The sequence below is a fragment of the Ruegeria sp. CL7 genome, assembly GCF_056536445.1.
This window is the reverse complement of record NZ_JBQFPQ010000002.1, coordinates 111806-136219: the sequence shown is the minus strand read 5'-3', so window position 1 is coordinate 136219 and position 24414 is coordinate 111806. Positions and strand designations below refer to the sequence as shown.

General features: G+C 57.5%; 20 protein-coding genes, 1 pseudogene and 1 riboswitch. Of the genes and pseudogenes, 9 read left to right on the top strand and 12 right to left on the bottom strand.

Translation table 11 applies throughout. The annotated features are described in order from the left end of the window. Positions 1–6 precede the first annotated feature (6 nt). The 7 genes from ACR0LI_RS09235 to ACR0LI_RS09205 all read right to left on the bottom strand — a co-directional run bounded on the left by ACR0LI_RS09235 (position 7) and on the right by ACR0LI_RS09205 (position 8198). Positions 7–1053, bottom strand: a complete 1047-nt coding sequence (locus ACR0LI_RS09235) for a LacI family DNA-binding transcriptional regulator (RefSeq protein ID WP_480718386.1) — start codon at positions 1051–1053, stop codon at positions 7–9. After that, positions 1053–1802: a sugar phosphate isomerase/epimerase family protein gene (locus ACR0LI_RS09230; RefSeq protein ID WP_480718385.1), complete on the bottom strand. Its 750-nt coding sequence runs from the start codon at positions 1800–1802 to the stop codon at positions 1053–1055. Before ACR0LI_RS09230 ends, ACR0LI_RS09235 begins: the two co-directional genes overlap by 1 nt. A gap of 71 nt (positions 1803–1873) precedes the next feature. Next, the gene (locus ACR0LI_RS09225; protein ID WP_480620192.1) at positions 1874–2956 is read right to left on the bottom strand and encodes an ABC transporter ATP-binding protein; all 1083 of its coding nucleotides are present in this window, start codon (positions 2954–2956) and stop codon (positions 1874–1876) included. A 3-nt stretch (positions 2957–2959) separates the two neighbouring features. Next, positions 2960–4615, bottom strand: a complete 1656-nt coding sequence (locus ACR0LI_RS09220) for an alpha-glucosidase (RefSeq protein WP_480718384.1) — start codon at positions 4613–4615, stop codon at positions 2960–2962. 9 nt (positions 4616–4624) lie between these two features. Then, on the bottom strand, positions 4625–5773 hold the full coding sequence (locus ACR0LI_RS09215) for a carbohydrate ABC transporter permease (RefSeq protein WP_171636140.1): 1149 nt from the start codon (positions 5771–5773) through the stop codon (positions 4625–4627). Positions 5774–5776: 3 nt separating this feature from the next. Next, complete coding sequence (locus ACR0LI_RS09210; RefSeq protein WP_171723788.1) at positions 5777–6784, bottom strand: carbohydrate ABC transporter permease; 1008 nt, start codon at positions 6782–6784, stop codon at positions 5777–5779. A gap of 55 nt (positions 6785–6839) precedes the next feature. Then, positions 6840–8198: an ABC transporter substrate-binding protein gene (locus ACR0LI_RS09205; protein WP_171723789.1), complete on the bottom strand. Its 1359-nt coding sequence runs from the start codon at positions 8196–8198 to the stop codon at positions 6840–6842. A 220-nt stretch (positions 8199–8418) separates the two neighbouring features. Here ACR0LI_RS09205 and ACR0LI_RS09200 point away from each other — a divergent pair, with 220 nt between their 5' ends. From ACR0LI_RS09200 to ACR0LI_RS09160, 9 genes and pseudogenes are all read left to right on the top strand, one after another. Then, positions 8419–9456, top strand: coding sequence for a LacI family DNA-binding transcriptional regulator (locus ACR0LI_RS09200; protein ID WP_480718383.1), 1038 nt, complete (start codon positions 8419–8421; stop codon positions 9454–9456). Continuing rightward, positions 9453–10757: pseudogene (locus ACR0LI_RS09195) on the top strand (GH1 family beta-glucosidase); the annotation flags it as partial. The gene ACR0LI_RS09200 and the pseudogene ACR0LI_RS09195, both read left to right, overlap by 4 nt. Then, on the top strand, positions 10731–11789 hold the full coding sequence (locus ACR0LI_RS09190; protein ID WP_480718469.1) for a glucokinase: 1059 nt from the start codon (positions 10731–10733) through the stop codon (positions 11787–11789). The pseudogene ACR0LI_RS09195 and the gene ACR0LI_RS09190, both read left to right, overlap by 27 nt. A gap of 30 nt (positions 11790–11819) precedes the next feature. Beyond that, on the top strand, positions 11820–12746 hold the full coding sequence (locus ACR0LI_RS09185) for a carbohydrate kinase family protein (protein ID WP_480718382.1): 927 nt from the start codon (positions 11820–11822) through the stop codon (positions 12744–12746). Positions 12747–12762: 16 nt separating this feature from the next. Continuing rightward, positions 12763–13428, top strand: a complete 666-nt coding sequence (locus ACR0LI_RS09180) for a D-lyxose/D-mannose family sugar isomerase (RefSeq protein WP_480718381.1) — start codon at positions 12763–12765, stop codon at positions 13426–13428. A 99-nt stretch (positions 13429–13527) separates the two neighbouring features. Continuing rightward, positions 13528–13724, top strand: a riboswitch (cobalamin riboswitch). A 98-nt stretch (positions 13725–13822) separates the two neighbouring features. Next, the gene (locus tag ACR0LI_RS09175) at positions 13823–14179 is read left to right on the top strand and encodes a DUF1636 family protein (protein WP_171636155.1); all 357 of its coding nucleotides are present in this window, start codon (positions 13823–13825) and stop codon (positions 14177–14179) included. After that, on the top strand, positions 14176–14949 hold the full coding sequence (locus tag ACR0LI_RS09170) for an ABC transporter ATP-binding protein (protein WP_171723794.1): 774 nt from the start codon (positions 14176–14178) through the stop codon (positions 14947–14949). The genes ACR0LI_RS09175 and ACR0LI_RS09170 overlap by 4 nt, the downstream gene beginning before the upstream one ends. A gap of 16 nt (positions 14950–14965) precedes the next feature. Further along, positions 14966–15916 (top strand): ABC transporter substrate-binding protein, encoded by a 951-nt coding sequence (locus tag ACR0LI_RS09165; protein ID WP_480718380.1) that lies wholly within the window; start codon positions 14966–14968, stop codon positions 15914–15916. A gap of 1 nt (position 15917) precedes the next feature. Beyond that, complete coding sequence (locus ACR0LI_RS09160) at positions 15918–16928, top strand: FecCD family ABC transporter permease (protein WP_171636159.1); 1011 nt, start codon at positions 15918–15920, stop codon at positions 16926–16928. Positions 16929–16951: 23 nt separating this feature from the next. Here ACR0LI_RS09160 and ACR0LI_RS09155 read toward each other — a convergent pair whose 3' ends face one another. From ACR0LI_RS09155 to ACR0LI_RS09135, 5 genes are all read right to left on the bottom strand, one after another. After that, positions 16952–17731, bottom strand: coding sequence for an inositol monophosphatase family protein (locus ACR0LI_RS09155; RefSeq protein ID WP_209833881.1), 780 nt, complete (start codon positions 17729–17731; stop codon positions 16952–16954). Positions 17732–17997: 266 nt separating this feature from the next. Beyond that, positions 17998–20442 (bottom strand): GcvT family protein, encoded by a 2445-nt coding sequence (locus ACR0LI_RS09150; RefSeq protein ID WP_480718379.1) that lies wholly within the window; start codon positions 20440–20442, stop codon positions 17998–18000. An 8-nt stretch (positions 20443–20450) separates the two neighbouring features. Continuing rightward, on the bottom strand, positions 20451–21332 hold the full coding sequence (locus tag ACR0LI_RS09145; RefSeq protein ID WP_480718378.1) for a phosphotransferase: 882 nt from the start codon (positions 21330–21332) through the stop codon (positions 20451–20453). Between the two features lies 1 nt (position 21333). Then, positions 21334–23325, bottom strand: a complete 1992-nt coding sequence (locus ACR0LI_RS09140; protein WP_480718377.1) for an ABC transporter permease — start codon at positions 23323–23325, stop codon at positions 21334–21336. Next, positions 23322–24344 carry a quaternary amine ABC transporter ATP-binding protein gene (locus ACR0LI_RS09135; protein WP_171723798.1) on the bottom strand — a complete coding sequence of 341 codons (1023 nt, stop codon included), beginning with the start codon at positions 24342–24344 and terminating at the stop codon, positions 23322–23324. Before ACR0LI_RS09135 ends, ACR0LI_RS09140 begins: the two co-directional genes overlap by 4 nt. Positions 24345–24414: the final 70 nt, after the last annotated feature.

Below are 24414 nucleotides of genomic sequence, written 5' to 3'. Positions count from 1 at the left end.
GTTGGCTCAGTTGGTCTGCGCCATACCCGGCGCCGGGGTGTCAGGTTGCCGCTCGATCAATGTGGCCCTGATCTTTTTTTGCGTTTCCGACGGATCAACGCCGTCCAGTGTTTTTAGCATGAATTCACCCAGCAGGCGGCTGGTCTCGCCGATTGGCAAATAATAGGTGCTGGGTGGGGGGACGAAATACTGGCTGAGTTTCAGATCGTCGTTTGAAATGACGACGACATCCCTGCCGACCTGAACGCCCATATCGGCGGCGGCGGATAATGCGCCAAGGGTCATCGCCTCGTTGGCGCAAATGATGGCGCTTGGCCGGTTGTGCATTCGCATGAGCGACGCAAAGGCCCTTTGACCGGTCTTCGCCGTGGTCGGGCCGGGAAGAACAAGGGCCGGGTCAAACTCCATGCCACCGGCCGACAAAGCATCAGAGTATCCCTGAAGTCGTTGACGGGCATAGATCAGGTCATCCGGCGGGTTGATAAGCGCTATCCGCCTGTGCCCCAATGCCAGCAGCCGAGACGTTGCATCAAAAGCGGCAGCCTGACTGTCGAGATCCACGTAAGGATGTGGTTGGGCACTGTCACTCATCCCGTATGTGACAAACGGAAATCCCTCATCTTGCAGATAGGCGATACGCGGGTCATTCACCCGAGTTCCCGAAAAGATTACGCCGTCTGCCAACCCTTCCTGTACAATGGAATGCAGGGTCTGCAATGCGGCTTTAACATCTCGTACACTGAAGACACTCAACTCATAGCGTGACCCTTGAACCGCGTCGGATATTCCGGCCAGGATCCGGGTGAACTCCACACCCTCCCACTCTTCAGCGGCGCTGCCCGAAACGCTGACCAATACCGCAATCCTGTAGGATTTATTGGTGCGCAGCTTCAGGCCGTCCAGATTGACCCGATACCCAAGCTCGGACGCCGCCTTTTGGATCTCTTCCCGCGTTTCCCGTTTAACCGACGAAGCGCCGCGCAGGGCGTTTGAAACCGTGCCTACTGAATAGCCTGTCATACGGGCGATCGATTTGATCGTTGCCCGCGCCATCAGCCGATACCCCCAAGCCGTTCAGTCAAAAACAACCGCCCCATTTGCAAGGTGCGCCTGTGATCGGCGGTTTCATCATGCTCGACGAAAAGGTCGGTGCACTTGGTGCTTGAAAGGGCTCGTATCGTGGCGTCCCAATCGACAACACCCTCACCCGGATTGCGCCAGCGCCTGTCGCCTGATCCGCCCTGCGGATCCACGTCCTTTGCATGAACCGACAGGATGCGATCCGCATGGCGCACCAGCAGGTCAGCCACGTCCTGACCGGCCGCGACAATCCAACCGATATCGGGCTGCCAATAGATGTTTTCTTGCGCCAGAATCAGTTCAAGAGGTGTTTTTCCCGGCGCGCCGAACAGATCAAAGTCGTGGTTGTGATAGGCCAAACTGACGCCGTGATCTCCTAGTTGTTCTGCCCAATCGGACAACTGGCCCGACACTGCCTTCCATCCCTCGACAGTGCCGGGCCGCACCTGTGGCGCCAGCCAAGGCATGACCGCCACCTGGCATTCCAAAAGGTGCAGTACTTCAACGATCTCGTCGAAACGCTCGTGGAACTCCTCCCAATCAAAATGTGCAGAACGAAGGTTAAGACCTGATTGATGGACGATGCGTGCCATCTTTTGCGGTGTCATGTCATGCAGACCGGTAGTTTCGATATCCGAAAACCCGCAAGCGGAAACCAACTTCAGTTGGTCCGAGAGGTCACGGTATTGCCGAACCGTGTAAAGCTGCGCCGATACCCGCATTTTTCACCATTGAAACGTTTCAATTATGGTGAAACACAAAACGCAATTCTGTCAAGAACTGCGTTTCGCTGCTATTTGCGCATGGACAATCCATTGTGGAACAGATGCACCTTGTCCGGTGAGGCCGTGACCGAGACCGTCTGGCCGCGCAGGTTCCGCTGAACCCCCGGCAGCTTTGCAATGACTGCATCCGCACCATCGGCTTTCTCAAAATACAGCAGCGTGACTTCGCCCAGGGCTTCGGTGAAATCCACCTTGCCGGACAGAATCGCGGAGTCTTCCGTCATCGCCAAATCTTCGGGGCGCACCCCGATATTGACCTTTTTCCCAAGGTCATTGTCTTCAGTTGGAACCGCGGATCTTGCAATCCCGCCTGATGACAGTTCAACGGTGGTCGTTTCGCCGGTTCCGGTGATTGTGCCGGACAACAGGTTCATGGACGGCGAACCGATGAACTGCGCAACAAACTCGTTGTCAGGCGCCTCATACAGTTCAAGCGGTGTCCCGACCTGCGCGATGCCCTTGTTGGCCAATACCACGATCCGACTGGCCAGTGTCATCGCCTCGACCTGATCGTGGGTCACGTAGATCATGGTGCTGTCAGGCATGGCCTCTTTCAGACGCGCGATCTCGATCCGCGTGGCCACCCGAAGTGCCGCGTCGAGGTTCGAGAGGGGTTCGTCGAACAGATACACCTTTGGGTCACGTACGATCGCGCGCCCGATGGCAACCCGTTGACGCTGCCCTCCGGAAAGAGCTTTTGGCAGGCGGTCCAGGAATGGTTCCAGCTGAAGGATTTGAGCGGCACGGTCTACGGCAGCATCAATCTCGGCCGTGGGCATCTTCGCGATTTTCAGGGCAAAGGCCATGTTCTCGCGAACGGTCATGTGGGGATACAAGGCATAGCTTTGAAACACCATCGCGATGCCCCGCTGTGCAGGCGGAACATCGTTCATGACCTGCCCTTCGATTTCCAGCGTGCCGCCTGTAATCTTCTCCAACCCGGCAATCATCCGCAGCAGGGTGGACTTGCCGCATCCGGAAGGACCGACAAAAACGATCAATTCGCCTTGTTCGATGTCGAGGTTGATGCTCTTCAAAACATCGACAGGGCCATAGGACTTGGCGACATCCGTAAGGTTGAGTTCAGACATGCTTTATCCCTTTTTCCTGTACATCAGGATGAACTGCGCCGCGTTCAGGACAACGTTGCCGCTTCCTTCGACACCGCCCAGGTCCTGACCCATGACCCGCCAACTGCCTTCGGGCAGCTTGAACGCGGCAGAATCCGTGCCCAGATTGAACGCGCAGAATATCTGCTTATGCGAATCCTCACGCATAAAAGACAGAATCGAACCCGTTTCCGTCATGCCGGTCTGCGCCCCCGTTGCCAAAGCAGGATGCGCATGCCGCAAGGCAATGGCGCGACGGTAGTGGTTCAACATCGAGCCTGGATCCGCCTCCAATCGGTCCACCGCCTGCCCGGCCTGCTGTGCGCTTACCGGCAGCCAGGGCTCTGCTGTGCTGAAACCCGATTGTTCATCTTGTGCCGCCCAAACCATCGGTGTGCGGCAGCCATCGCGGCCCTTGTATTCGGGCCAGAACTCGATGCCGTAGGGGTCTTGCAGTTTCTCGAACGGCACATCCGCTTCGTGCAGGCCCAGTTCTTCGCCCTGATAAAGGCAGGCAGAGCCGCGCAGGCACATCATGAGAACCGCGTGCTGGCGGGTTGCGGCGTCATCCAGATTCCAGCGCGAGACGTGACGCTGCACGTCGTGGTTGGAAAATGCCCAACATGGCCATGCGTCACCTGCCTTCGCTTCCAACTGGTCGAAAACGTGCTTGGTGTAAGTGGCCGTCAATGCACGTTTTTCCAGGAACTCGAAGGCATAGCACATGTGCATCCGCTTATCCCCGGATGTGTATTCGCCCATGATCTCGAGCCCACGCTGCGCATCTCCGACCTCGCCCAGACAAGCCCGGCCTTCATATTCGTCCGTCAAGGCCCGCAGTCTTTCGAGGAAGGCGATGTTCTCGGGCTGGCTTTTTGAAAACAGGTGGTCCTGATGGTTGTAGGGGTTCACGGCCGGTGCGATCGTGGCGTTGCGTTGATCCATCGGCAGCGCAGGATTGTCGCGCAGCGCCTTGTCGTGGAAATAGAAATTGATGGTATCCAGCCGAAAGCCATCCACTCCCAGATCAAGCCAGAACCGCGCCACGTCCAGCAACGCATCCTGAACATTCGGGCAGTGGAAATTCAGATCCGGCTGCGATGTCAAGAAGTTGTGCAGATAATATTGCAGCCGTCGGGCATCCCATTGCCAGGCCGAGCCGCCGAAGATCGAAAGCCAGTTGTTTGGTGGCGTGCCATCCGGCTTGGGGTCAGCCCACACATACCAATCGGATTTCGGGTTTTCACGGCTGCTGCGGCTTTCGCTGAACCAAGGGTGCTGGTCCGACGTGTGCGACAGAACCAGATCGATCATGATCTTCAACCCTTTGGCATGCGCCTGATCCAGAAGTTCTTTGAAGTCCTCAAGCGTTCCGAACATGGGGTCGACGTCGCGATAATCGCTGACGTCGTAACCAAAATCCTTCATCGGCGATTTGAAAAACGGCGAGATCCAGATTGCATCAACGCCCAGCGAGGCGATGTAATCCAGTCGCGCAGTGATGCCCTTCAAATCACCGATCCCATCCCCGTTGCTGTCCTGAAAACTGCGTGGGTAGATCTGATAGATCACACCACCGCGCCACCAGTCCGAAGACAGTTTCGTTGCTTTGCATTGTTCAGGGTTGTTCTGCACGTTCATCAGACGCCTCTATTTGACAGATCCGGCCAGCAGGCCCCGGACCAGGTATTTTTGCATTGCGAAGAAGACGACCAGCGGCACGAAGATCGAGACAAAGGCAGCGGTCGCAAGGATTTCCCAATTGCCGCCACGTGTACCCAGCAGTTCGACGATGCGGTTCGTCATCACGGTTGTCTGGCCGGTCGCGTCGATCAGGAAAACCTTGGCAACAAGCAGGTCATTCCATGTCCACAGGAACTGGAAAATCGCGAAAGACGCCAGCGCCGGGAAGCTGAGTGGCAGGATCAGTTTGGTAAAGATCTGAAACTCTGTGGCGCCATCGACGCGGGCGTTTTCGATCAGATCACGCGGCAATCCGGCCATGTAGTTGCGCAGCAGGTAAATCGCCAGGGGCATCCCAAAGCCTGTATGCGCAAGCCAGACTCCCAGATAGCCTTTGCCGATCCCGATATTGAGGTGAAATTTCAGCAACGGGATCAAGGCCAATTGAAGCGGAACGACCAAAAGGCCAACAACGGCCGCAATCAGCAGGGCGCGCCCGGGAAACTCCATCCACGCCAGCGCATAAGCCGCAAAGGCGGCAACCAGAATCGGGATGATTGTTGCAGGGATGGTCACCGTCAGCGTGTTGAAGAACGCCTTGGCCATGCTGTCCGTACTGCTTTGATCCAGAAGAACCTTTCGGTAGTTTTCCAAAGTGAACTCGGGTGGCAGTTCCGCTGTTACGAAGATGCGCGCACCACGTTTCCCGGTGAATTCCTCGGTGTTTTCCATACGATAGTTGCCCGCCGCATCCACCGTGATCGTACCACCTCGGCGCAGCTCGGCTGTTTGGCCCGGTTCAAATGCATCAACCTCGCGCGAACTGATCCCCCATCTGGAAATCGTTGCTTGCTCATCTTCGCCGAACAACGCCCCCTGAATGACATACAGTCCGTTTTCCAGCACCTGCGTCTCGGGCGCGGCACTGCGAAGCGTCAGGTTTTGTTCAGAGGGAAACAGCGACCGCCACCAGCCGCTGGACGAAATCTGATCTGCCGTCCGAAAGGACGAAATCAACAAGCCAAGCGTAGGAATGACCCAAAGAGCCACCAGGAAGATGACTGACAGATGCACCACCCATCTGAGCGCTGGTTTGGTTCCGGCGATATCGCTCATGGCTTACTCCATCTCCTTGCGCGCGTTGCGCACGTTCCAGACGAGGATCGGCGTAACAAGCAACATGATCACCATGGCCGAGGCGGATCCGACGCCCCAGTCATTGGCCCGGAAAAGCTTGTCGTACATGTAGTTTGCCAGCACCTGCGTCTCCCACTGGCCGTTCGTCATGGCAAAGACGATGTCGAACACTTTGAGAACGGTGATCGTGATCGTCGTCCAAACAACAAGGATCGTGGTTTTGATCTGCGGTACCTTGATCTTGAAGAAGATCTGAAAGGGATTGGCCCCATCCAAAATGGCCGCCTCGATGGTTTCTTCGGGAATACCGCGCAAGGCCGCCGACAGGATGACCATCGCGAAACCCGTCTGTATCCAGATCAGGACAACCATCAGAAAGAAACTGTTCCAGAAGGGGATTGTTAACCAAGTGTTGGGTTCGGTTCCGCCGAAGAAGATGTACAGCGCGTTCAGGATGCCTATCTGGTCCTGTTCCGCTGGTCGCGCATCATAAACCAGTTTCCAGATCACCGATGCACCAACAAATGAAATGGCCATCGGCATGAAAATCAGGGATTTGGCAAAGTTGCCCCAGCGGATGCGGTCGGTCAGTTGCGCCACGAGAAGACCAAAAGCCGTTGACATGGCCGGCACGACGATCAGCCAGAACATGTTGTTGCGCATGGCTTCCCAAAACTTCGGCTCCGCCGCCATTTGGGTATAGTTGTCCAGGCCAACCCAACGGTATCCGCCACCGGGCACGCGTTCCGTAAGCGAAAGGCGCAAGGTTTCAACCACCGGATACGCCAGATACAGCCCCAATGCAGCAAGCGCCGGGAACAGAAACAACCACGGGCGGATCAAGTTCGCACGGTTGATGTTTCGGCCCGCCTTTGGCCCGCGCGGCGGAAACAGGACTTTGTCCAGAAACTGGTTGGAAAGATAGAAGTAGCCCACGCAACCCGACACGCCGATGGCGATCGTCAGCAGGCCTTGTAATGCGGGTGTCATGATACGCCCATCCGTTTGGCAAACGGGGCGGCCTCAGGACCGCCCCATGAGTTGGTCACTTGATTGCGTCCCAGGAGGCCTGGATTTCACGTGCCACGGTGGCTGCATCTTTTGCACCCGACGAGTAATCGACCATCCCGGTCCAGAACGTACCTGCCCCGACTGCACCGGGCATCAGGTCGGACCCGTCAAAGCGGAAGGTCGTTGCGTTGGTCAGAATTTCACCCTGTCCCCGCTGTGAATCATTCGAATAGTTCGCCGGGTCCGCACCCAGATGTGGCGTCAGGAAACCGTCCTGCGACATCATGATCTCATGGGCGAAAGGTGTCTTGAGGAACTCCAGAAAGGCTTCGGCAGCAGGGTTTGGGTTGGTGATTGTGAACAATGTCCCTGCCCCAAGTACCGGTGTCCCCAGGTCTTTTTCGGCATAAGCCGGGAAGTAGAAGAAATCAGCATCCACCCCCAATTCGGTGCCTTCCGGAAAATAGGCGGGAATAAACGAAGCCTGACGATGCATCATGCAAGCGGGCGGGCTATCGAAAAGACCTTTGGGGCTGTCACGGAAATCGATTGCCGCCGTGTCGTCTGCGTCACCTACGACATAGTCGTCATTCCGGGTAAAGCTGCCATATTCCTCAATCGCGGCTATGACGCGGGGATCATCGAACTTCATTTCGTTCGAAACCCATTGGTCATAGACTTCAGGTGGTTGCGTACGCAGCATAAGATCCTCGACCCAGTCCGTCGCAGGCCAACCCGTTGCGCCGCCCGAGGCCAGACCGACGCACAAAGGCGTCTCGCCGTCCTCGACCATCTGATCCATCAGAGCCTTGAATTCTTCCATGGTTTCGGGCACTTCATACCCAAAGTCTTCGAAGTTTTCGGGCACGTACCAAACCAGCGATTTGACGTTCACATTGAAGAAGAACCCGTAAAAATCGTCAGACCCTTCCGCGTCCTCAAACGTACCCAGATCGACCCAGGATTGTCCCGCGGCGAAGTTTTCCTTGATCCAGTCCGCAGTGCCTTCGGCCAATGGCGTCAGATAGCCCTGTTTTGCGAGGTTTGCCGCCAAACCAGGCTGCGGGAAAACAGTCAGATTCGGCGCCGAGCCTGCGGCCGCATCAATCAGGATCTGCTGTTCCAGAGAATCCGAACCCACATAGCTGGAATTCGCGCCTGTTGCCTCATCGAAATAGGCCACGAGGTTTTCGAAGGACTTGCCCTCGCCAGCCAGCCAGGGGCCGAAAATGGTCAGGCTTTCGCCGGAAAGATCATTCGCTTCGGCAAAGGCCTGAAACCCATCCCAGTCAAAACTGCCCTCGCCGACGGCGTGGATCATCTCACCCTCTGCCTGAACTGATCCGGCCATCAGGGCGAGTGCCGCCGCACCTGCGTAAAGCCCGTGTTTCATCAAATCCTCCTCCCAAGCTTTCATGTACTCAAAGACTCGCTTTCAAAGCGCTTTGGATGACGTGTGTTATCCGCTAACATCGGCACCCTGTCAATATTTTGCTTCCCAGCGCCAAAATAAATTATATTTTTTGCTTTTAACGCAAAACAAGTTGACGGATGCCGTATTTGCTCACAAAACAAAAAAGAGCCACTCAATTTAAGGCGCTTTGAATCGTAAAATGAACCTGAAGCAGCTCTCGGAAGTTCTGGGCCTTTCGCAAACTACGGTCAGCCGGGCGCTGAACGGGTACCCCGAAGTGAGCGAGGACACACGTGCGCGCGTTCAAGCCGCGGCACGCAAACACGGGTACCGGCCGAACAGTCGCGCCAAAGGGCTTGCGACCGGACGATCGATGGTGATCGGCCACGTCATTCCCAGCTCGTCCCGGCATGAAATGGTCAACCCGATCTTCGGAGATTTCGTCGCCGGTGCCGCAAAGAAATACGCTGAACATGGCTATGACATGATGTTCACCAATGCCGACGACACTTCGATTGAAGAAGCGTATCGGAGTCTTTTTAAGCGCGGCGCGGTGGACGGAGTCGTGCTGCAAGGCCCTAAAGTAAACGAACCACGGATCGAAGTCCTGACCCGCATGGGCGTCCCATTCATCGTGCACGGACGCTCGACCGGCGTCGACGCTCAGTATGACTGGATCGACGTGAACAACAAAAGTTCGTTCATGCGCGCCACGCGCTTTCTGATTGACCTTGGCCATCGCCGTATCGCTCTGATCAACGGTCTGGAAGATATGGATTTTGCCCAACGCCGCCGCGACGGATATCTTGAGGCGCTTGGTCAGGCCGGGCTTGCGCCCGATGCAAATCTGATGCGCAGCGCTGAAATGACAGAGGTTTACGGCCATCACGAAACGCAGAACATGTTGCGCCTCGATTCCCCTCCGACCGCTATTTTGTGTTCATCGATGATCTCTGCCATCGGCGTACGGCGTGCGCTGTCCGAATACGGGCTTGAGATGGGTAGGGATGTGTCAGTGATCGCCCATGACGACGACCTGTCCTATTTGAAGAACGGGCAGGATGTTCCGATTTTCACGGCAACACGCTCATCCGTCCGTCAGGCGGGTGAAATGGCGGCTGACATGTTGATCCAGCGCATCAAATCCCCGAATGATCCCGTCAAAACCAGGCTGCTGGAGGCCGAGCTGGTCGTTGGCAGGTCAACCGGCCCTGCGACCAACAGGGTGCACCCATGAAACACGCACGCGCTGATTTTCCCAAAGATTTTCTCTTTGGTGTTGCCACTTCTGCGTACCAGATCGAAGGCCACGCACAGGGCGGGGCGGGGCGAACTCATTGGGATACCTTTGCGGCGTCGCCGGGCAACGTGGTGCGCGGGGAAAACGGAGACGTCGCCTGCGATCACTTGAACCGGTTCGAGCAGGATTTCGATCTGGTGCGCGAGGCCGGGTTTGACTGTTATCGTTTTTCAACCAGCTGGGCACGCGTACTGCCGGACGGGCGTGGTCCGGTCAATCAGGCAGGGTTGGATTATTATGACCGATTGGCGGACGCCCTGCTGGAGCGCGGTATCCGCCCCTGTGTGACGCTTTATCATTGGGAATTGCCGTCAGCGCTTGCGGATCAGGGGGGATGGTGCAATCGCGACATCGCGGATTGGTTTGCGGATTATACGCAGGTCATCATGGGTCGGATCGGAGACCGGATGTTCAGTGCCGCGCCGATCAACGAACCCTGGTGTGTCAGTTGGCTGAGCCATTTTGAAGGCCACCATGCGCCCGGTCTGCGCGATATCCGCGCCGCCGCCCGGGCGATGCATCACGTTTTGTTGGCACACGGGCGGGCCATTCAGACCATGCGCAGTCTTGGGATGGGCAATCTGGGTGCCGTGTTCAACCTCGAATGGTCCGAGCCCGCGGATGACAGCGCAGATGCGCGGCTTGCGGCAGATCGCTACGATGCGATCTACAACCGGTTCTTCCTTGGCGGTGTCTTCAACAAGGGATATCCCCAAATAGCCTTGGAGGGGTTGGAGCCGCACTTGCCCAAGGGCTGGCAGAACGACTTTGAAACCATCGGCACACAAGTCGATTGGTGCGGGTTGAACTACTATACCCGAAAGTTGATAGCCCCGGCGGACACCGCTTGGCCCAGCCTGCAAGAGGTTCCCGGACCGTTACCCAAAACGCAGATGGGATGGGAAATCGATCCCTCTGCCCTAACCCGCTTTCTTGTCAGAGCAAGGAAAGACTATACGGGCGCCCTTCCAATCTATATCACCGAAAACGGTATGGCGAGTGAGGAGCGCGTGCAGGACGATGATCGTATCGATTATCTCGACAAGCACCTTGCGGCCGTACTGGACGCTTTGGCACAAGGTGTTCCGGTGAATGGCTATTTTGTCTGGTCGCTGCTGGACAATTATGAATGGGCCTTCGGGTACGAGAAGAGGTTTGGACTGGTGGACGTGGATTTCGAAACACTTGCGAGAACGCCCAAAGCGTCTTTCATGGCGCTGAAATCCGCCCTGTCCGGGGGTCAGAGTGTCTCTCAGCCGTTAGCGCAACCATTCGGTGCCGTGCATGAGCATTGGAACCTGGTTGCGGATATCGGCGGTACGAACACACGTCTGGGCGTTGTTACGAACGGAGAATTGGCAGATCTTCGGAAACACCCTACGGGGACATTGGAAGATCTGCTCGAGGCGTTCCATGACCTCAGGGACGAGATCGGAACCAACCCACAGGCCGTCGTAGCAGCCGGAGCCGGGCCGGTCAGGGACGGAACGATTCAGTTGACCAACGCGAACCTGGATCTTTCGGAAACCGAGCTGACGAAAGCAACAGGAGCAGAGCGCACTTTTGTCATAAATGATTTCACCGCTGCGGCGTGGTCAGTGGCCGAGGTGACTCGGTCGGATGTTGCGGTCTTGCAGGGTCAGGAGGCGCCGCCCGCAGGCACACGGCTGGTTGTAGGGCCCGGAACCGGGCTTGGCGTTGGTGCTTTGCTTTTTTCCGAAGGCAGGTATCACACGGTCTCCGGCGAAGGCGGGCACGTGGGCCTGTACCCGCGCCATCGCGACGAAGTTGATATCTTTGAGGCGGCACGTCGCATCGCACCGGGCTGTTTCTTTGGCGACAGCCTGGCGCTGGAAGCAGAAATGTTCCTGAGCGGAACCGGCCTGCCGATCCTGTATCAGGCGGTTGAATTGGCAGCCGGTCAGGCGCGGTCTCAGGCGCGCTCTGCAAAGGAAATTCTGAACGATGCCCGCAACGGTACCGATCTGGTCGCCGAAAAAGCCGCGCAGATTTTTACCACCCATCTGGGTGCTTTGATGGGTGATCTGGCGGTCACCTTGATGCCAGAGGGAGGCGTTTTCCTCGTCGGCGGCGTTGCCGAGAAAAACCGCTGGCTATTCAGCGACAACTTCAAGGATGCGTTCAACGGCGGCGGCCGCTTCAGCGACTTGCGCCGCTCCCTGAACCTTTACGTGTCTGAACAGGCAGAGTTCGGGATCATCGGCGCAAACAACTTTTGCAAGAACGCGCTGAGACAGCAACAAGACTAACCGAAATCTCTTACCTAAAAGGACCAAGATATGATCCTGTGCTGTGGTGAAGCGCTGATAGATATGATCTCGGAACCGACCGCGTCGGGCGCATTGGGTTTTGTGCCACATACTGGTGGTGCAGTTCTGAACACAGCCGTCGCAATGGGACGTCTGGCTGTTCCAGTAGGGATGCTGACAGGTTTGTCATCGGACATGTTCGGACAGCAACTGATCGATGCGCTGAAAGCGAGCCATGTGGACACAACACATGTGATCATCTCGGACCGTCCCACCACGCTTGCCTTTGTGCAGCTTTCGGATGGGCACGCGACTTACAGCTTTGTTGATGAAAACACCGCGGGCCGGATGTTGCTGCCCGAAGACATGCCCGATCAACTTCCTGCTGTCTCGGCCCTGTATCTCGGCGGAATCAGCCTTGCGTGTGAACCTTGCGCAGATGCATATGCCGCCCTTCTGGACCGCCACGGTTCCGACCGGGCGGTGATGCTGGACCCGAATATCCGCCCGGATTTCATCAAGGATCAAACCCGGTTTCGAACGCGTTTGAACCGCATGATCTCGCGTGCGGATATCGTAAAGGTTTCAGACGAGGACCTGGACTGGATCATTCCGGGCGCTGAATCCGAAGCCGCAAAAGCGTCTGTGCTGTTGCAGGCGGGTCCTTCCGTTGTCATCGTCACGCGCGGCAGTGACGGGGCGCACGGTTACCTGGCGGATGGTTCCGAAGTTTCGGTTCCCGTGAAACCCGTTGAAGTGGTCGATACGATCGGCGCAGGTGACACGTTCAACGCCGGCGTTCTGACCGAGCTCAGCCGCGCAGGGCATCTGACCAAGTCAGGTCTGCGCGGATTGACGGTTGAAAGCCTGCAAGCAGCCATGGAACTGGGCGCTGACGTGGCGGCCGTGACCGTTTCCCGAGCCGGGGCAGAACCCCCTTGGGCGCACGAACTTTGATCTGTGGGACGGCATGATGAAACGATCCGAAATCAACCGTATCAAGACCCGGGCACAGGCGTTCATTCGGTCCTTCGGTGCCGTGTTGCCACCCTTTGCGGATTGGTCGCCCGAGAAAATGCGCAGCCCTCTGGCCGAAACGATCCGCAGCCGCGGGCTGGGATGGGACATTACCGATTACGCCCAGGGCCGTTTTGATGAACTTGGACTGTTTCTATTCACTTTGCGCAATGGTGAGGCGAAGGATCTGAAATCCGGGCGCGGGATGCTCTATGCGGAAAAACTGTTGATCTCGAAAGAAAATCAGCTTTCTCCGATGCACCGGCATATCATCAAGGCAGAAGACATCATCAACCGGGGCGGCGGCGATCTCGTTCTGGAAATCCATGCGTCGGATCCAAACGGTGGCGTCGACCGCGACAACCCGGTGACGGTCCCAAGCGATGCCTGCCCTGTAACCTTGCAACCCGAAGAGCACTTGCGGCTGAAGCCGGGGCAAAGCGTAACTCTGATGCCCGGCATCTGGCACGCTTTCTGGGCTGAGCGCGGCGATTGCCTTATTGGCGAGGTATCGACCGTGAATGACGACCGAACGGACAATGTGTTTGAAAAGCCAATCCCACGGTTTTCAAAGGTCGAGGAAGATACCGAACCGGATTTTCTTCTTGTATCAGACTATTGACACCGTTCGGTCCGGGCTGGCGCACCAGGATCGCTGGCTCAACCGTTGCAATTCCGTGCACCACCCTTTCGCCTGCCGCTTGACAAGTCAGGCGTAGCCGGACTAGCTGAGCGGGATGGTTCCGTAATGGATGAAAATGGGAACACGGTGCGGCGCTGGAATGTGCCAAGTCCGTGACTGCCCCCGCAACTGTAAGCGGTGAGCGACGCCACTTCACCACTGACCCAAAAGGGTTGGGAAGGTCGGCCAAGCAACGACCCGCAAGTCAGGAGACCTGCCATCACACTATGAACCAACCCGAGGCGGGGCGTCTCGGAAGGAGGCTTGATGGCGCGTTTGCGTAATATCCGGGTATGTGCCCTCTGTCTGCATCTGGCAAACGACGGAGAAGGCAATGACCTGCTATTCTGATCACTACGTTCTGATCTGTTCAACATGTCAGGGGACGATGTCTGCCGAAGCCGCGCAAGACGCGCTGGATGCCCGGTTGCCTGACGGTTTTGAAACCCGAATGGTGGCCTGCATGGCAGGCTGTGAACGGGCCATGACCGTCGGATTTCAGGCCCCGGGCAAAGCGCAGTACCTGTTTGGCGATATCACGACATCCCGCGATCTGTCTGCCTTGGTCGAATTTGCGATCCAGTTCGGCGACAGCGACGACGGCTGGACCAGTGCCTCGGACCGCCCCCCTGCCCTTTTCGCAAAGACCTTATCGCGAATTCCCGCGTTGCCTTTCGGGGGGTCATCATGAGTTTTCTGATTGCAGAGAATTTGGAATACTACGCGCTCAATGGCGACATCCTGTTGCAGGATGTGTCCTTTCGTCTGGAAGAAGGATCAATTCTGGCAATCGCCGGGCCGAACGGCGCCGGCAAAACCACTCTGCTGAAACTGCTGTGCGGGATTGAACGGATTGCGTTGGGCGATGTTTGGATAGAAGGACAAAGCCTTCGGACCCTGTCCGCCCGCCAACGTGCCCGCTCCATTGCTGTGGTCGGGCAGCAGGAAATGCCCGACGGGCGGATGCGCCTGCAAGACTACGTTGCGCTGGGGCAAATCCCGATTCAGGGCGAACGTTCGGTGGCTCAGCACAGGGCTGATCTTGAACGGGTGCTGACGACGACCGAGCTGTTGCATTTTGCCAACAAAACTATGGGTCAACTGTCCGGCGGAGAACGTCAGCGCGCACATATCGCGCGCGCGCTGGCCCAGAACCCGTCCTTGCTGTTTCTGGACGAGCCAACCAACCATCTGGACCCCGATGCCAAGGGGCACATGCTGTCTCTGGTCGCTGATCTGGGGGTAACGGTCGTCATGATCGTCCATGATCTGGTCATGATCCCGGAATTCGCCACCCATGTGGCGTTGATGAAAGCCACGCGCCTGACGGGGTTCGGGCCTGTTGGCGAAGTTCTGACCCCAGACCGGGTAAGTGAGACATTCGGCGTGGATTATCTGTGCTTTCAGCACGAAGGCCGCATGATCCCCGCACTGGACATCCGAAAACGGAAATTGTCATAATAACAGGAGCTTACATATGATGCAGAAACTCTGGCCGGTGGTTGTCTTCGCTGGCTTGGCAGGTGGCGTGGCAGCGGAAGCCGTCACCGTGGACAATTGCGGCGAACCGCTGGTTTTTGACTCGGCACCGGAACGTCTGGTCGTGCATGATATGAACATGGCGGATATGGCCTTTGCACTCGGCCTTCAGGACGAGATCGTGGGACTTACCGGGATTTCGGGCTGGTACAAAACCAGCCCTGACTTTGATGCTCAGCGCGGCGACATCCCAGAGCTTGCCCCCAAATACCCGACGATTGAAAACCTTGTGGCCGTCGAACCTGATCTGTTTTTTGCCGGTTGGTACTATGGCATGAAACCCGGCGGAGATGTCACGCCCGACACGCTGGAACCCTTTGGTATCAAGACCATGATCCTGACCGAAAGCTGCGTGCATGTGGACGAGGATCGCCCCGAAGCCAGCATGAACCTGTTGTTTGATGACGTTCTGCGCCTGGGCAAGGTCATGCAGGTCGAAGACAAGGCCGAGGCGCTGGTTGCCGGCTGGAAGGACAAGTTGTCCGCCATTCAAGCAAAAACAGCCGATCTGGAAAAGCCGCGGGTATTCCTGTTGGACGGACCGGCCGATGCTCCGTTTACCGCCGGCAAGTTCGCCATTCCCGATGCGATGATCGCAGCCGCTGGCGGTGAGAACGTAACTCATGATCTGGATACCAGCTGGGGCCGCACGTCGTGGGAAGCTGTGGCAGCGGCTAACCCGGAATTTCTGGTGCTGCTCGACTATCAGTCCGGCAACGGCGCAGAGGACACTTTCCAGTTCCTCAAGGATCACCCGGTGATGTCACAAACGGACGCGGTAAAGAACGAGCGCTGGATTGGCCTGCGTTACGAAGAGCTGACTCCCGGCCCGGCAAATATCGAGGCGATCGAGAAGATGGCACAGGCGATGCACCCGGAGACCAACTGATATGGTCCAATTGGGCCGTTTGATAGTGCTGGGGGCGGTTGTTCTGACCGCCCTTTTGCTGTTGTCGATCGTCTATGGGACCACCCCAATCCCCGTGCGCGAAGTCTTTTCGGCAATCGGCCTCGGAACCGGTATGGTGGAAGGAGACATGTCGCCCTTGCACCGGATCGTCTTCGACCTTCGCCTGCCCCGCGCCCTGTTTGCCGCCGTGATTGGTGCGGGGCTGGGCGTCGTTGGTGTCGTTCTGCAAACAACGACGCGAAACGATCTGGCAGATCCGTTTCTGTTCGGTCTGTCCTCGGGTGCTGCTGCCGGCGCCGTTCTGGTGATCACCGTCACAGGGGATGTCCTGGGAATCTGGACGTTGCCGCTGGCAGCATTTTGCGGTGGCCTGATCGCGTCCGGCATTGTTCTGGCGCTGGTTCAGGGCTTGCGTACGAGCGCACCCGAAAAACTGATCCTGGCTGGCCTGGCGGTGTCCTTTCTGTTTTCCGCAATCACCAACTACCTTATTTTCTCTGGCGACAATCGCGCGGCTCATTCGGTGATATTCTGGATGCTTGGCGGCCTGGGACTGGCAAGATGGGAAACATTCCCGCTTGTCCTGATCGGACTGGGCCTGATCCTGAGCTATTCACTTTATCGCAGTCGGTGGCTTGACGCGCTGCTGACCGGGGATTTCACAGCCTCGTCACTGGGTATTCCCGTTCAAGGTCTGCGGTTCAGCATGTTTTTCGTTGCCGCTTTGGCGACGGCCAGTTTCGTTTCAGTTGCCGGTGTCATCGGCTTTGTCGGGCTGATGGTGCCTCATATTGCACGCGGCATCGCCGGTACTCTGCACCGAAACCTGCTGATTGTCTCGGCGATCGTGGGCGCGATTCTGCTGACATTGTCCGATATCTTGTCACGCCTTCTTCTCGCCCCGCAGGAGTTGCCCGTCGGAATCGTCACAACGTCAATAGGATCACTTTTTGTCTTTTTGTATTTGTTCAAATCTGATCGCGGAAGCTAGTTTTCCAAGGTTGCGCAACACTGTCATTTCTCAGCATTGATGAGGTCAAGCAGTTCAGCATGCAGTTCAGGGGTTGCGGCGGAAACGACCGCGCCATCTGAATCGAGGGCCAACGCATGCCCGTGCCAATCGGTCATCACTCCGCCAGCAGCCGTGATCAGAGGTGAAAGCGCCAGATAGTCATAAGGTTGCAGATCGTAATCCACCACAGCATCGACATGGCCCGAAGCAAGCAAGGCATGGGGGTAACAATCATAGGCAAATCGGCGCGTCTGCCCTGCATTCATCAACCGGTTGAACAGGTCAGGATGGTCGCAAAAAATCTTGTCGCCTTCATTCACATACAAAACCGAATGATCCAGACGCGTGGTGTGCGACACCTCTATCGGCCGCCCGTTCAGGCTGGCCCCGTTACCAACCACACCCAAATAGGTCTCATGCAAGGCCGGCATTCCGACCAGCCCCAACCGAGGGCGCCCATCCACAAGGTGCGCCAAAAGAAACCCGAACAAAGGATGGCCGGACAGAAACGAACGGGTTCCGTCAATCGGGTCAATCACCCACATATGACGCCCGTCGCCTGCTTCTTGCCCGTGCTCTTCGCCAAAGATGCCGTGTCCGGGAAAATGCTGTTTCAGGTAGGTTCGTACTTCTGCCTCAACTGCCTTGTCGGCCTGCGTCACCGGGCTTTCATCCTGTTTGAATTCAATGCCCAAAGACCCCCGAAAAAAATGCATCGCGGATTCCGAGGCAATATCAGCAATCTTCATCGCATGCTCAGTCAACGCATCTGGGGTTACCATTTCCGGTCCTTTCGGCTGAAGTCATCCAATCTCCGACGGATGAAAGGTTGTTTACCCTGAAAGCTGAATGAGAAGTCTTGCAGTTCAGTTTTCAGATGGGCATGAGGTGTGACAATACTGAAACTTTATCAATGGTTTATGGATCGGAACCCGTCAGATTCGACGAACTTTCGCACATTCGGGGCGGATTTGCCCTGTTTGCATGCTTTCCCCGTGTGTTCCGATCGCTGTGCGTGTGTCTGTTGATCAGCTCTTGCACCCTCGGGTCAGGCCTTCACTCGGCTCATCTGCGGGTCGTAAAGCGGTTCCAGCGTCACTTCGCAAGGAACCCTCTGAGTGGCGACATCCAATTCATATGTCCCTGATGTGACGTATTGTGCGTCGACACCGTTGGCGTTTCGGATGTAACCGTAGCCGATCGACTTTCCGACGGTGTAACCATAGCCGCCCGAAGTCAGCCATCCGACCCTTTCGCCATTCCGATAGATCGTTTCACGCCCCAGAAGAACAACCTCGGGGTCAACCGTGAAACATGCCAGCATCTTCTTTACGCCGCCGGTTTTTTGCGCCTCAGAGGCGGCGCGCCCTTTAAAATCAATATTTTTCCGGAGTTTCACGGCCCAGCCCAAGCCGCTTTCGAACGGCGTATGATCCGGCCCGATATCCGAGCCCCAGGCGCGATAGCCTTTTTCAAGACGCAGCGATTCAATTGCCCTGTAGCCCGCATTGATCAAACCATGCGGGCGCCCTGCCTCCGCCAAGGCGTCATACACGGTCTGTGCATATTCCACCGGCAGGTGCAGTTCCCAGCCCAGCTCACCCACATAAGTCACGCGCAGCGCCTTGACCGGGCACCCCGCGATCCCGATGGTGCGGATCGTGCCAAACTTGAATCCGCTGTTCGAGACGTCATCGCGCGTCACCGCCGCCAGAATCTCACGCGATTTTGGCCCCATCAATGACAGAACCGCATTCGATGAGGTGATATCGAACAGCTGGCAATTCATGCCCTCGGGAATGCTGCGGTTGATCCAGTCGAAGTCACGGGTGGCATAGCCGGTGCCGGTGACGATATAGAACTCATCATGGGCTACGCGCCCAACAGTCAGGTCACACTCGATCCCGCCCTTGTCGTTCAGCATTTGGGTATAGACAAGCGCACCAACCGGCTTGTCCACATCATTGGCACAGATCCAGTTCATCGCCGCCAAAGCATCCGGGCCCTTGAGGGCGAATTTGGCGAAAGAGGTCTGATCGAACAACACAGCCGCTTCGCGTGCCGCTTTATGTTCGCGCCCGACAGCATCGAACCAGTTCTGGCGGCCAAAGCTGTATTCATCCTTGGGCACCTCGCCCTTTGACGCGTCCGCGTACCAGTTGGGGCGTTCCCAGCCCAGTTTCTCGCCAAAACACGCGCCCTGCTTTTTCAGCGTGTCATAAAGCGGCGATTTTCGGCAGGGGCGGCCCGAGTCATGTTCCTCATGCGGCCAACCCATCGTGTAGTGTTTGCCATATGCCTCGACGGTACGTGTGCGAACCCAGTCGGTGTCGAAATGCGGGCGGCCAAAGCGGCGGATATCGGCAGACCACAAATCGAAGGGCGGCTCACCCTTGTGCACCCATTCCGCCAGCGCCATGCCCGCACCACCGCCAGCCGCGATGCCAAAGGCATTGAAGCCCGCACCGACGAAAAAATTCCTCAACTCGGGCGCTTCGCCGATGATGAAATTGCCGTCGGGCGTGAAGCTTTCCGGCCCGTTGGTCAGCGTCTTGACGCCAGCGTTCTCCAACGCGGGCACGCGCCCCAGCGCAAGTTCCATCAGCTGTTCGAAATGATCGAAGTTGCTGTCGAGAAGGGTATAGTGGAAACCTTGCGGAATACCCTTGGTGGCCCAGGGGATCGGGTTCGGCTCATAGCCGCCCATGACCAGACCTCCGACTTCTTCCTTGTAGTAAGTCAGCCGGTCGGGATCGCGCAAAGTGGGCAGATTGCCGGGCACGTCGAAAGGTTCTGTCACCATGTACTGGTGCTCCATCGGAACCAAAGGAACGTTGACGCCAAAGCGGCTGGCAAAGGTGCGGGACCATTGCCCGGCGCAGCAGATCACTTTTTCACACTCGATCCGACCGTGTTCGGTGATTACCGCACGAATTTTGCCATCTTCGATCTCGATATCGGTGACTTTGGTATCTTCGAATATCTTCGCCCCGGCCATGCGGGCGCCCTTGGCCAATGCCTGCGTGATATCTGACGGGTTCGCCTGACCGTCTGTCGGCAGGTAAGCCGCGCCGATCACGTCAGAGACATCCATCAAGGGCCACAGCTCCTGCGCCTCGGATGGGGTCAGAAGCTGCATGTCCAGACCAAAGGAATGCGCCGTAGTGGCCTGGCGTTTCACCTCGGTCCAGCGCTCTTCGTTGCAGGCCAGACGCAAGCCGCCGTTCATCTTCCAGCCAGTGCCAAGCCCTGTTTCCTCTTCGATCTTGTTGTACAGATCGACGGAATAGCCCAGCAATTGCGTGATATTGGCGTTCGAACGCAACTGTCCCACCAGCCCTGCGGCGTGGAAGGTGGTGCCCGAGGTCAGTTTCCTGCGCTCCAGCAGCACCGTATCCGTCCAGCCCAGCTTGGCCAGGTGATAGGCGGTCGAGCAGCCGATGATCCCGCCACCGATAATGACGGCTTTGGCTGTATTCGGAAGGTCGGTCATGTCTGTCCTCAGGTGTTTTTGAAATCGGTTAGGGCTGCGCGGAACCGCGCCAGGTTTTCAGCTGTGTAGGCTGCGTAATCAAAGTCGATATCCGAGGTGATCTCGGACACCATGCTCCACATGGTTTCCCGCAGCAGCGAGGCGCATTTCATCGCCGTATAGCGGCGGCGCAGATCGTCGGTGACCGGGGCTTCAAAATAGCTCTCCAACACCCAGTCTTCCTGTTCAGGCGACAGGCCATTGTTCGACGCCAGCCCGCCCAGATCGAACAGCGGAGAATTGAACCCGGCATAGTCGAAATCGATCAGCCAAAGGCGGTTGCCGTCGTTCAGAAAGTTGCCACAGAGCAGATCGTTATGGCCAAACACCATGTCATACGGGCCGGCCTCGCGTTCCAACGTAGCGCCTGCATCGATCAGGTCAGGGATCAGCGTTGTATGGACACTGCCGCGTTCAGTGAGTGTCGCGGCATAGTCGCGGATGACGTGGAACACCCAGAACACCAGCGATGGACCGCGCAGGTGCTTCGGTACCTCGGCATGGCACGCCTTAACCAATTCCAGCACGCGCGGCAGCATATCCGGGTTGCGGACATCTTCCTCGGTCAGTGTACGGCTTTCGATGAACTCTAGCACCGTCAGATCGCCTGACGAGTGTACAACCGCTGGCGACAAACCCGCCGCATGGGCGGCTTTGCTGGCGGCCAGCTCATTGAACCGCATCACCTGATGCAGGGGGATGTCGTCGCCTACACGCACCACATAAGACCCGCTGCCATCCGTGACCTTGTAGTTCACATTGGTTATGCCACCGGTCAACGGAGCGGCCTCGATCTCTCCCTGCCAGATCGGCAGAGCGCGGATGCGGGTCATCAGGTCGGGATGGCTCATATCAACTCTCCAGTCCAAAGCGGATGCGGGCCTGACGGGCACTGGCATTGATCAACCGATCGGTGATGATGGCGATGAAGGCAATCGACAGGCCGGCCACCAGACCGCGGCCGGTATCGGCCTTGGTCAGGGCGATATAGACCTCCTGCCCCAGATCGCGGGTGCCGACGAGGGCGGTGATCACCAGCATCGACAGCGCCAGCATGATCGTCTGATTGACGCCCAGCAGGATTTCAGGCAACGCCATCGGCAGGCGGATATGGCGCAGCAATTGCGTACGGGTGCAGCCGGAAACCAAACCGGCTTCAATCAGTTCCTCACTGACCGAGCGCACGCCATGGGCGGCATAACGGACCGCCGGGGCCAGCGCATATAGAACGATGGCAATCAGGGCGGTGAAATCGCCAACCCGGAACAGCATGACGACAGGGATCAGGTAAACAAAGCTGGGCAGGGTTTGTAGCGTGTCGATCAGCAGGTTGATGGCCGTCCCAGCGCGTTTGTTCAGTGCCGCCAGAACACCCAGAGGCACCCCGATCAGCGTCGCCAGAGTGACAGATGCGCCGCACAGATAGACCGTCACCATCGCCTTGGACCACAGGCCCGACACAAGGATCAGAGAGGCCATTCCTCCGCACAACAGTGCCAGACGCCAGCCGCCCGCGTGCCAGCCCAACAGGGTCAGCATTGCAATGACCCATGGCCACGGGATGCCCAGCAGAACCGTTTTGATCGGGATCATAAACCAGGTCAGGAAGAAAACCTTGATGGCCTCGAACGTGTCGAAATAATTTACGTTCAGGTATTCGACCGTGTTGTCCCAGAACGCGCCGGTGGTGATGGTCTGGCTTTCAGGATATTCCAACAACAGAGGCGAGAACTGTCCCAGCACCCAGGTCAGCAGCATCAGGACCACAACCAGAACCGTCCGGCGATGACGCGCGATCCACGAGCCGGGGACCTCATGATGCACCTGCCCCATCCGTTCGGCAAAGGCCTGGCTCAGACGGTCGACGGCGATGGCCAGAACCACGATGGCGATGCCGGCTTCGAACCCTGCCCCAATGTCCAGACGGCGCAGCGCGGCGAGGACGTCAAAGCCCAGCCCCCCAGCTCCGATCATCGAGGCGATGATGACCATGTTCAGGGTCAGCATGATCACCTGATTGACGCCCACCATCAGGCTGTGGCTGGCCGAGGGCACCAGCACGCGCCACATCAACTGCCGCCGGGTCGTGCCCGCCATGCGTCCGAAATCCAGAATCTCAGGATCCACACCTTTCAGCGCCAGCGTTGTGATCCGCACCATCGGCGGGGTCGCATAGATGATCGTCGCGACCAAGGCAGAGATCGGGCCAAAGCCAAACATGAACAGGATCGGCACCAGATAGGCAAATATCGGGATTGTCTGCATCAGGTCCAGGATTGGTGAGATGATCTTTTCAAAAAGCGGATGGCGATAGGCGAGAATGCCCAACAGCAACCCTCCGCCCGCGCCAATCGGCACCGCGATCAGGACCGAGGCCAGCGTCACCATGGCGCTGTCCCATTGTCCGAAAACTGCAAGATAGACGAAGCAGGCCCCGACCAGAGCGGCCAATCCCCAGTCACGGCAGTATTGCCCCAAGGCGACAACGGCGGTGATGACCACGATCCAGCTGATCGCAGGCAGGATGACCTGCGCGTCATTTCCCTGACCGCTGACAAAGCCGTCGGCCAGCAGAGCCAATACCAGATTATAGGGCTGCTCGATCAACCACGCGATGGCGCGGGTGACATCGGTGAAGGACACTGGCCCGATGGCGGCATCCTCGATCAGCCATGTCATCGCCGAGGAAATGTAGGTTTTGAACGGGATCACCCAGGCCGAAGGGAACTTGGTCAACCAGCGCGCATCCAGCGCCTTGCTCAAATCACGACCGAAATAGCCAAGCACGATGGTGACCAGAACAAGCAGCAGAATGGCCATCTGGCTGCGGGTCAGGCGGATCATGCCATGTCTCCGCCGCCGAACAGCACATGCGCAACGGCCTTGCGGTCAATCGCTCCGACGGGCTGGCCCTCTGCATCCACGACGGGGATCGGCGCATCTGCCGCGATAATCCGTTCCGCCACGTCCGAGATGCGCGTGGATTGAGAGATCGGATCGCCCTCGCCCACAGCGCCGCAGGTCATGACACCGCCGACGGTCAGGACCTTTGAACGGGGAATATGTTTCGTGAATTCAGCCACATAGTCGGTGGCCGGGTGCATCACCAGCTCTTCCGGCGTGGCGATCTGGATCACCTCTCCGTCCTTCATGATGGCGATGCGGTCGGCCAGGCGAACGGCCTCTTCGAAATCATGGGTGATGAAAACGATGGTCTTGTGTAACCGCTCCTGCAACCGCAGGAATTCATCCTGCATCTCGCGCCGGATCAGCGGATCGAGGGCCGAGAACGGCTCGTCCAGAAACCATAGATCAGGCTCGGTCACCAAGGAACGGGCAATGCCGACGCGCTGTTGCTGGCCGCCGGACAGCTCACGCGGGTAATAATCCTCGCGCCCCTTCAAACCGACCAGTTCCACCACCTCGCGGGCCTTGGCCTCGGCTTCGGGTCTGGGCGTGGCCTGAATCGTCAACGGAAACATCACATTCTGCAAAACGGTCAGATGCGGCAGCAACGCGAAATGCTGGAACACCATGCCCATCTTATGACGCCGGATTTCGATCAGCTCATTCTCGCTGGCGCGCAAGAGGTCAGCATCGTCGAACAGAACTTCTCCGGCGGTTGGTTCGATCAACCGGGACAAGCACCGTACCAGAGTGGATTTGCCGGACCCCGACAGGCCCATGATGACGAAAATCTCACCTTCCGAGATCTCGATATTGGCGTTGCGCACTGCGCCGATCACGCCTGCCTTGCGAATTTCTTCTGCCGTAGGTTCGGGGGTTGTCCGCAGCAACCGATCTGCGTTGGGGCCATAAAGCTTCCAGACGTTTCGGCACGACAGTTTGGTCTTGGGGGGCATCAGGGTGGTCCGGTTCGTTCGCGAAAAAGGCCAGAGCGGTCCGAGAGAGCGGCAGGCCCGCTCTGGCCAG

Excerpts from the sequence above, each read along its gene's own strand:
- ACR0LI_RS09230 (WP_480718385.1), bottom strand. The coding sequence starts at position 1,802 with ATGCGGGTATCGGCGCAGCTTTACACGGTTCGGCAATACCGTGACCTC.
- ACR0LI_RS09190 (WP_480718469.1), top strand. The coding sequence starts at position 10,731 with ATGGCGCTGAAATCCGCCCTGTCCGGGGGTCAGAGTGTCTCTCAGCCG.
- ACR0LI_RS09235 (WP_480718386.1), bottom strand. The coding sequence starts at position 1,053 with ATGGCGCGGGCAACGATCAAATCGATCGCCCGTATGACAGGCTATTCA.
- ACR0LI_RS09140 (WP_480718377.1), bottom strand. The coding sequence starts at position 23,325 with ATGATCCGCCTGACCCGCAGCCAGATGGCCATTCTGCTGCTTGTTCTG.
- ACR0LI_RS09155 (WP_209833881.1), bottom strand. The coding sequence starts at position 17,731 with ATGGTAACCCCAGATGCGTTGACTGAGCATGCGATGAAGATTGCTGAT.
- ACR0LI_RS09225 (WP_480620192.1), bottom strand. The coding sequence starts at position 2,956 with ATGTCTGAACTCAACCTTACGGATGTCGCCAAGTCCTATGGCCCTGTC.
- ACR0LI_RS09145 (WP_480718378.1), bottom strand. The coding sequence starts at position 21,332 with ATGAGCCATCCCGACCTGATGACCCGCATCCGCGCTCTGCCGATCTGG.
- ACR0LI_RS09175 (WP_171636155.1), top strand. The coding sequence starts at position 13,823 with ATGACCTGCTATTCTGATCACTACGTTCTGATCTGTTCAACATGTCAG.
- ACR0LI_RS09165 (WP_480718380.1), top strand. The coding sequence starts at position 14,966 with ATGATGCAGAAACTCTGGCCGGTGGTTGTCTTCGCTGGCTTGGCAGGT.
- ACR0LI_RS09135 (WP_171723798.1), bottom strand. The coding sequence starts at position 24,344 with ATGCCCCCCAAGACCAAACTGTCGTGCCGAAACGTCTGGAAGCTTTAT.
- ACR0LI_RS09215 (WP_171636140.1), bottom strand. The coding sequence starts at position 5,773 with ATGAGCGATATCGCCGGAACCAAACCAGCGCTCAGATGGGTGGTGCAT.
- ACR0LI_RS09160 (WP_171636159.1), top strand. The coding sequence starts at position 15,918 with ATGGTCCAATTGGGCCGTTTGATAGTGCTGGGGGCGGTTGTTCTGACC.
- ACR0LI_RS09170 (WP_171723794.1), top strand. The coding sequence starts at position 14,176 with ATGAGTTTTCTGATTGCAGAGAATTTGGAATACTACGCGCTCAATGGC.
- ACR0LI_RS09200 (WP_480718383.1), top strand. The coding sequence starts at position 8,419 with ATGAACCTGAAGCAGCTCTCGGAAGTTCTGGGCCTTTCGCAAACTACG.
- ACR0LI_RS09220 (WP_480718384.1), bottom strand. The coding sequence starts at position 4,615 with ATGAACGTGCAGAACAACCCTGAACAATGCAAAGCAACGAAACTGTCT.
- ACR0LI_RS09210 (WP_171723788.1), bottom strand. The coding sequence starts at position 6,784 with ATGACACCCGCATTACAAGGCCTGCTGACGATCGCCATCGGCGTGTCG.
- ACR0LI_RS09185 (WP_480718382.1), top strand. The coding sequence starts at position 11,820 with ATGATCCTGTGCTGTGGTGAAGCGCTGATAGATATGATCTCGGAACCG.
- ACR0LI_RS09180 (WP_480718381.1), top strand. The coding sequence starts at position 12,763 with ATGAAACGATCCGAAATCAACCGTATCAAGACCCGGGCACAGGCGTTC.
- ACR0LI_RS09205 (WP_171723789.1), bottom strand. The coding sequence starts at position 8,198 with ATGAAACACGGGCTTTACGCAGGTGCGGCGGCACTCGCCCTGATGGCC.
- ACR0LI_RS09150 (WP_480718379.1), bottom strand. The coding sequence starts at position 20,442 with ATGACCGACCTTCCGAATACAGCCAAAGCCGTCATTATCGGTGGCGGG.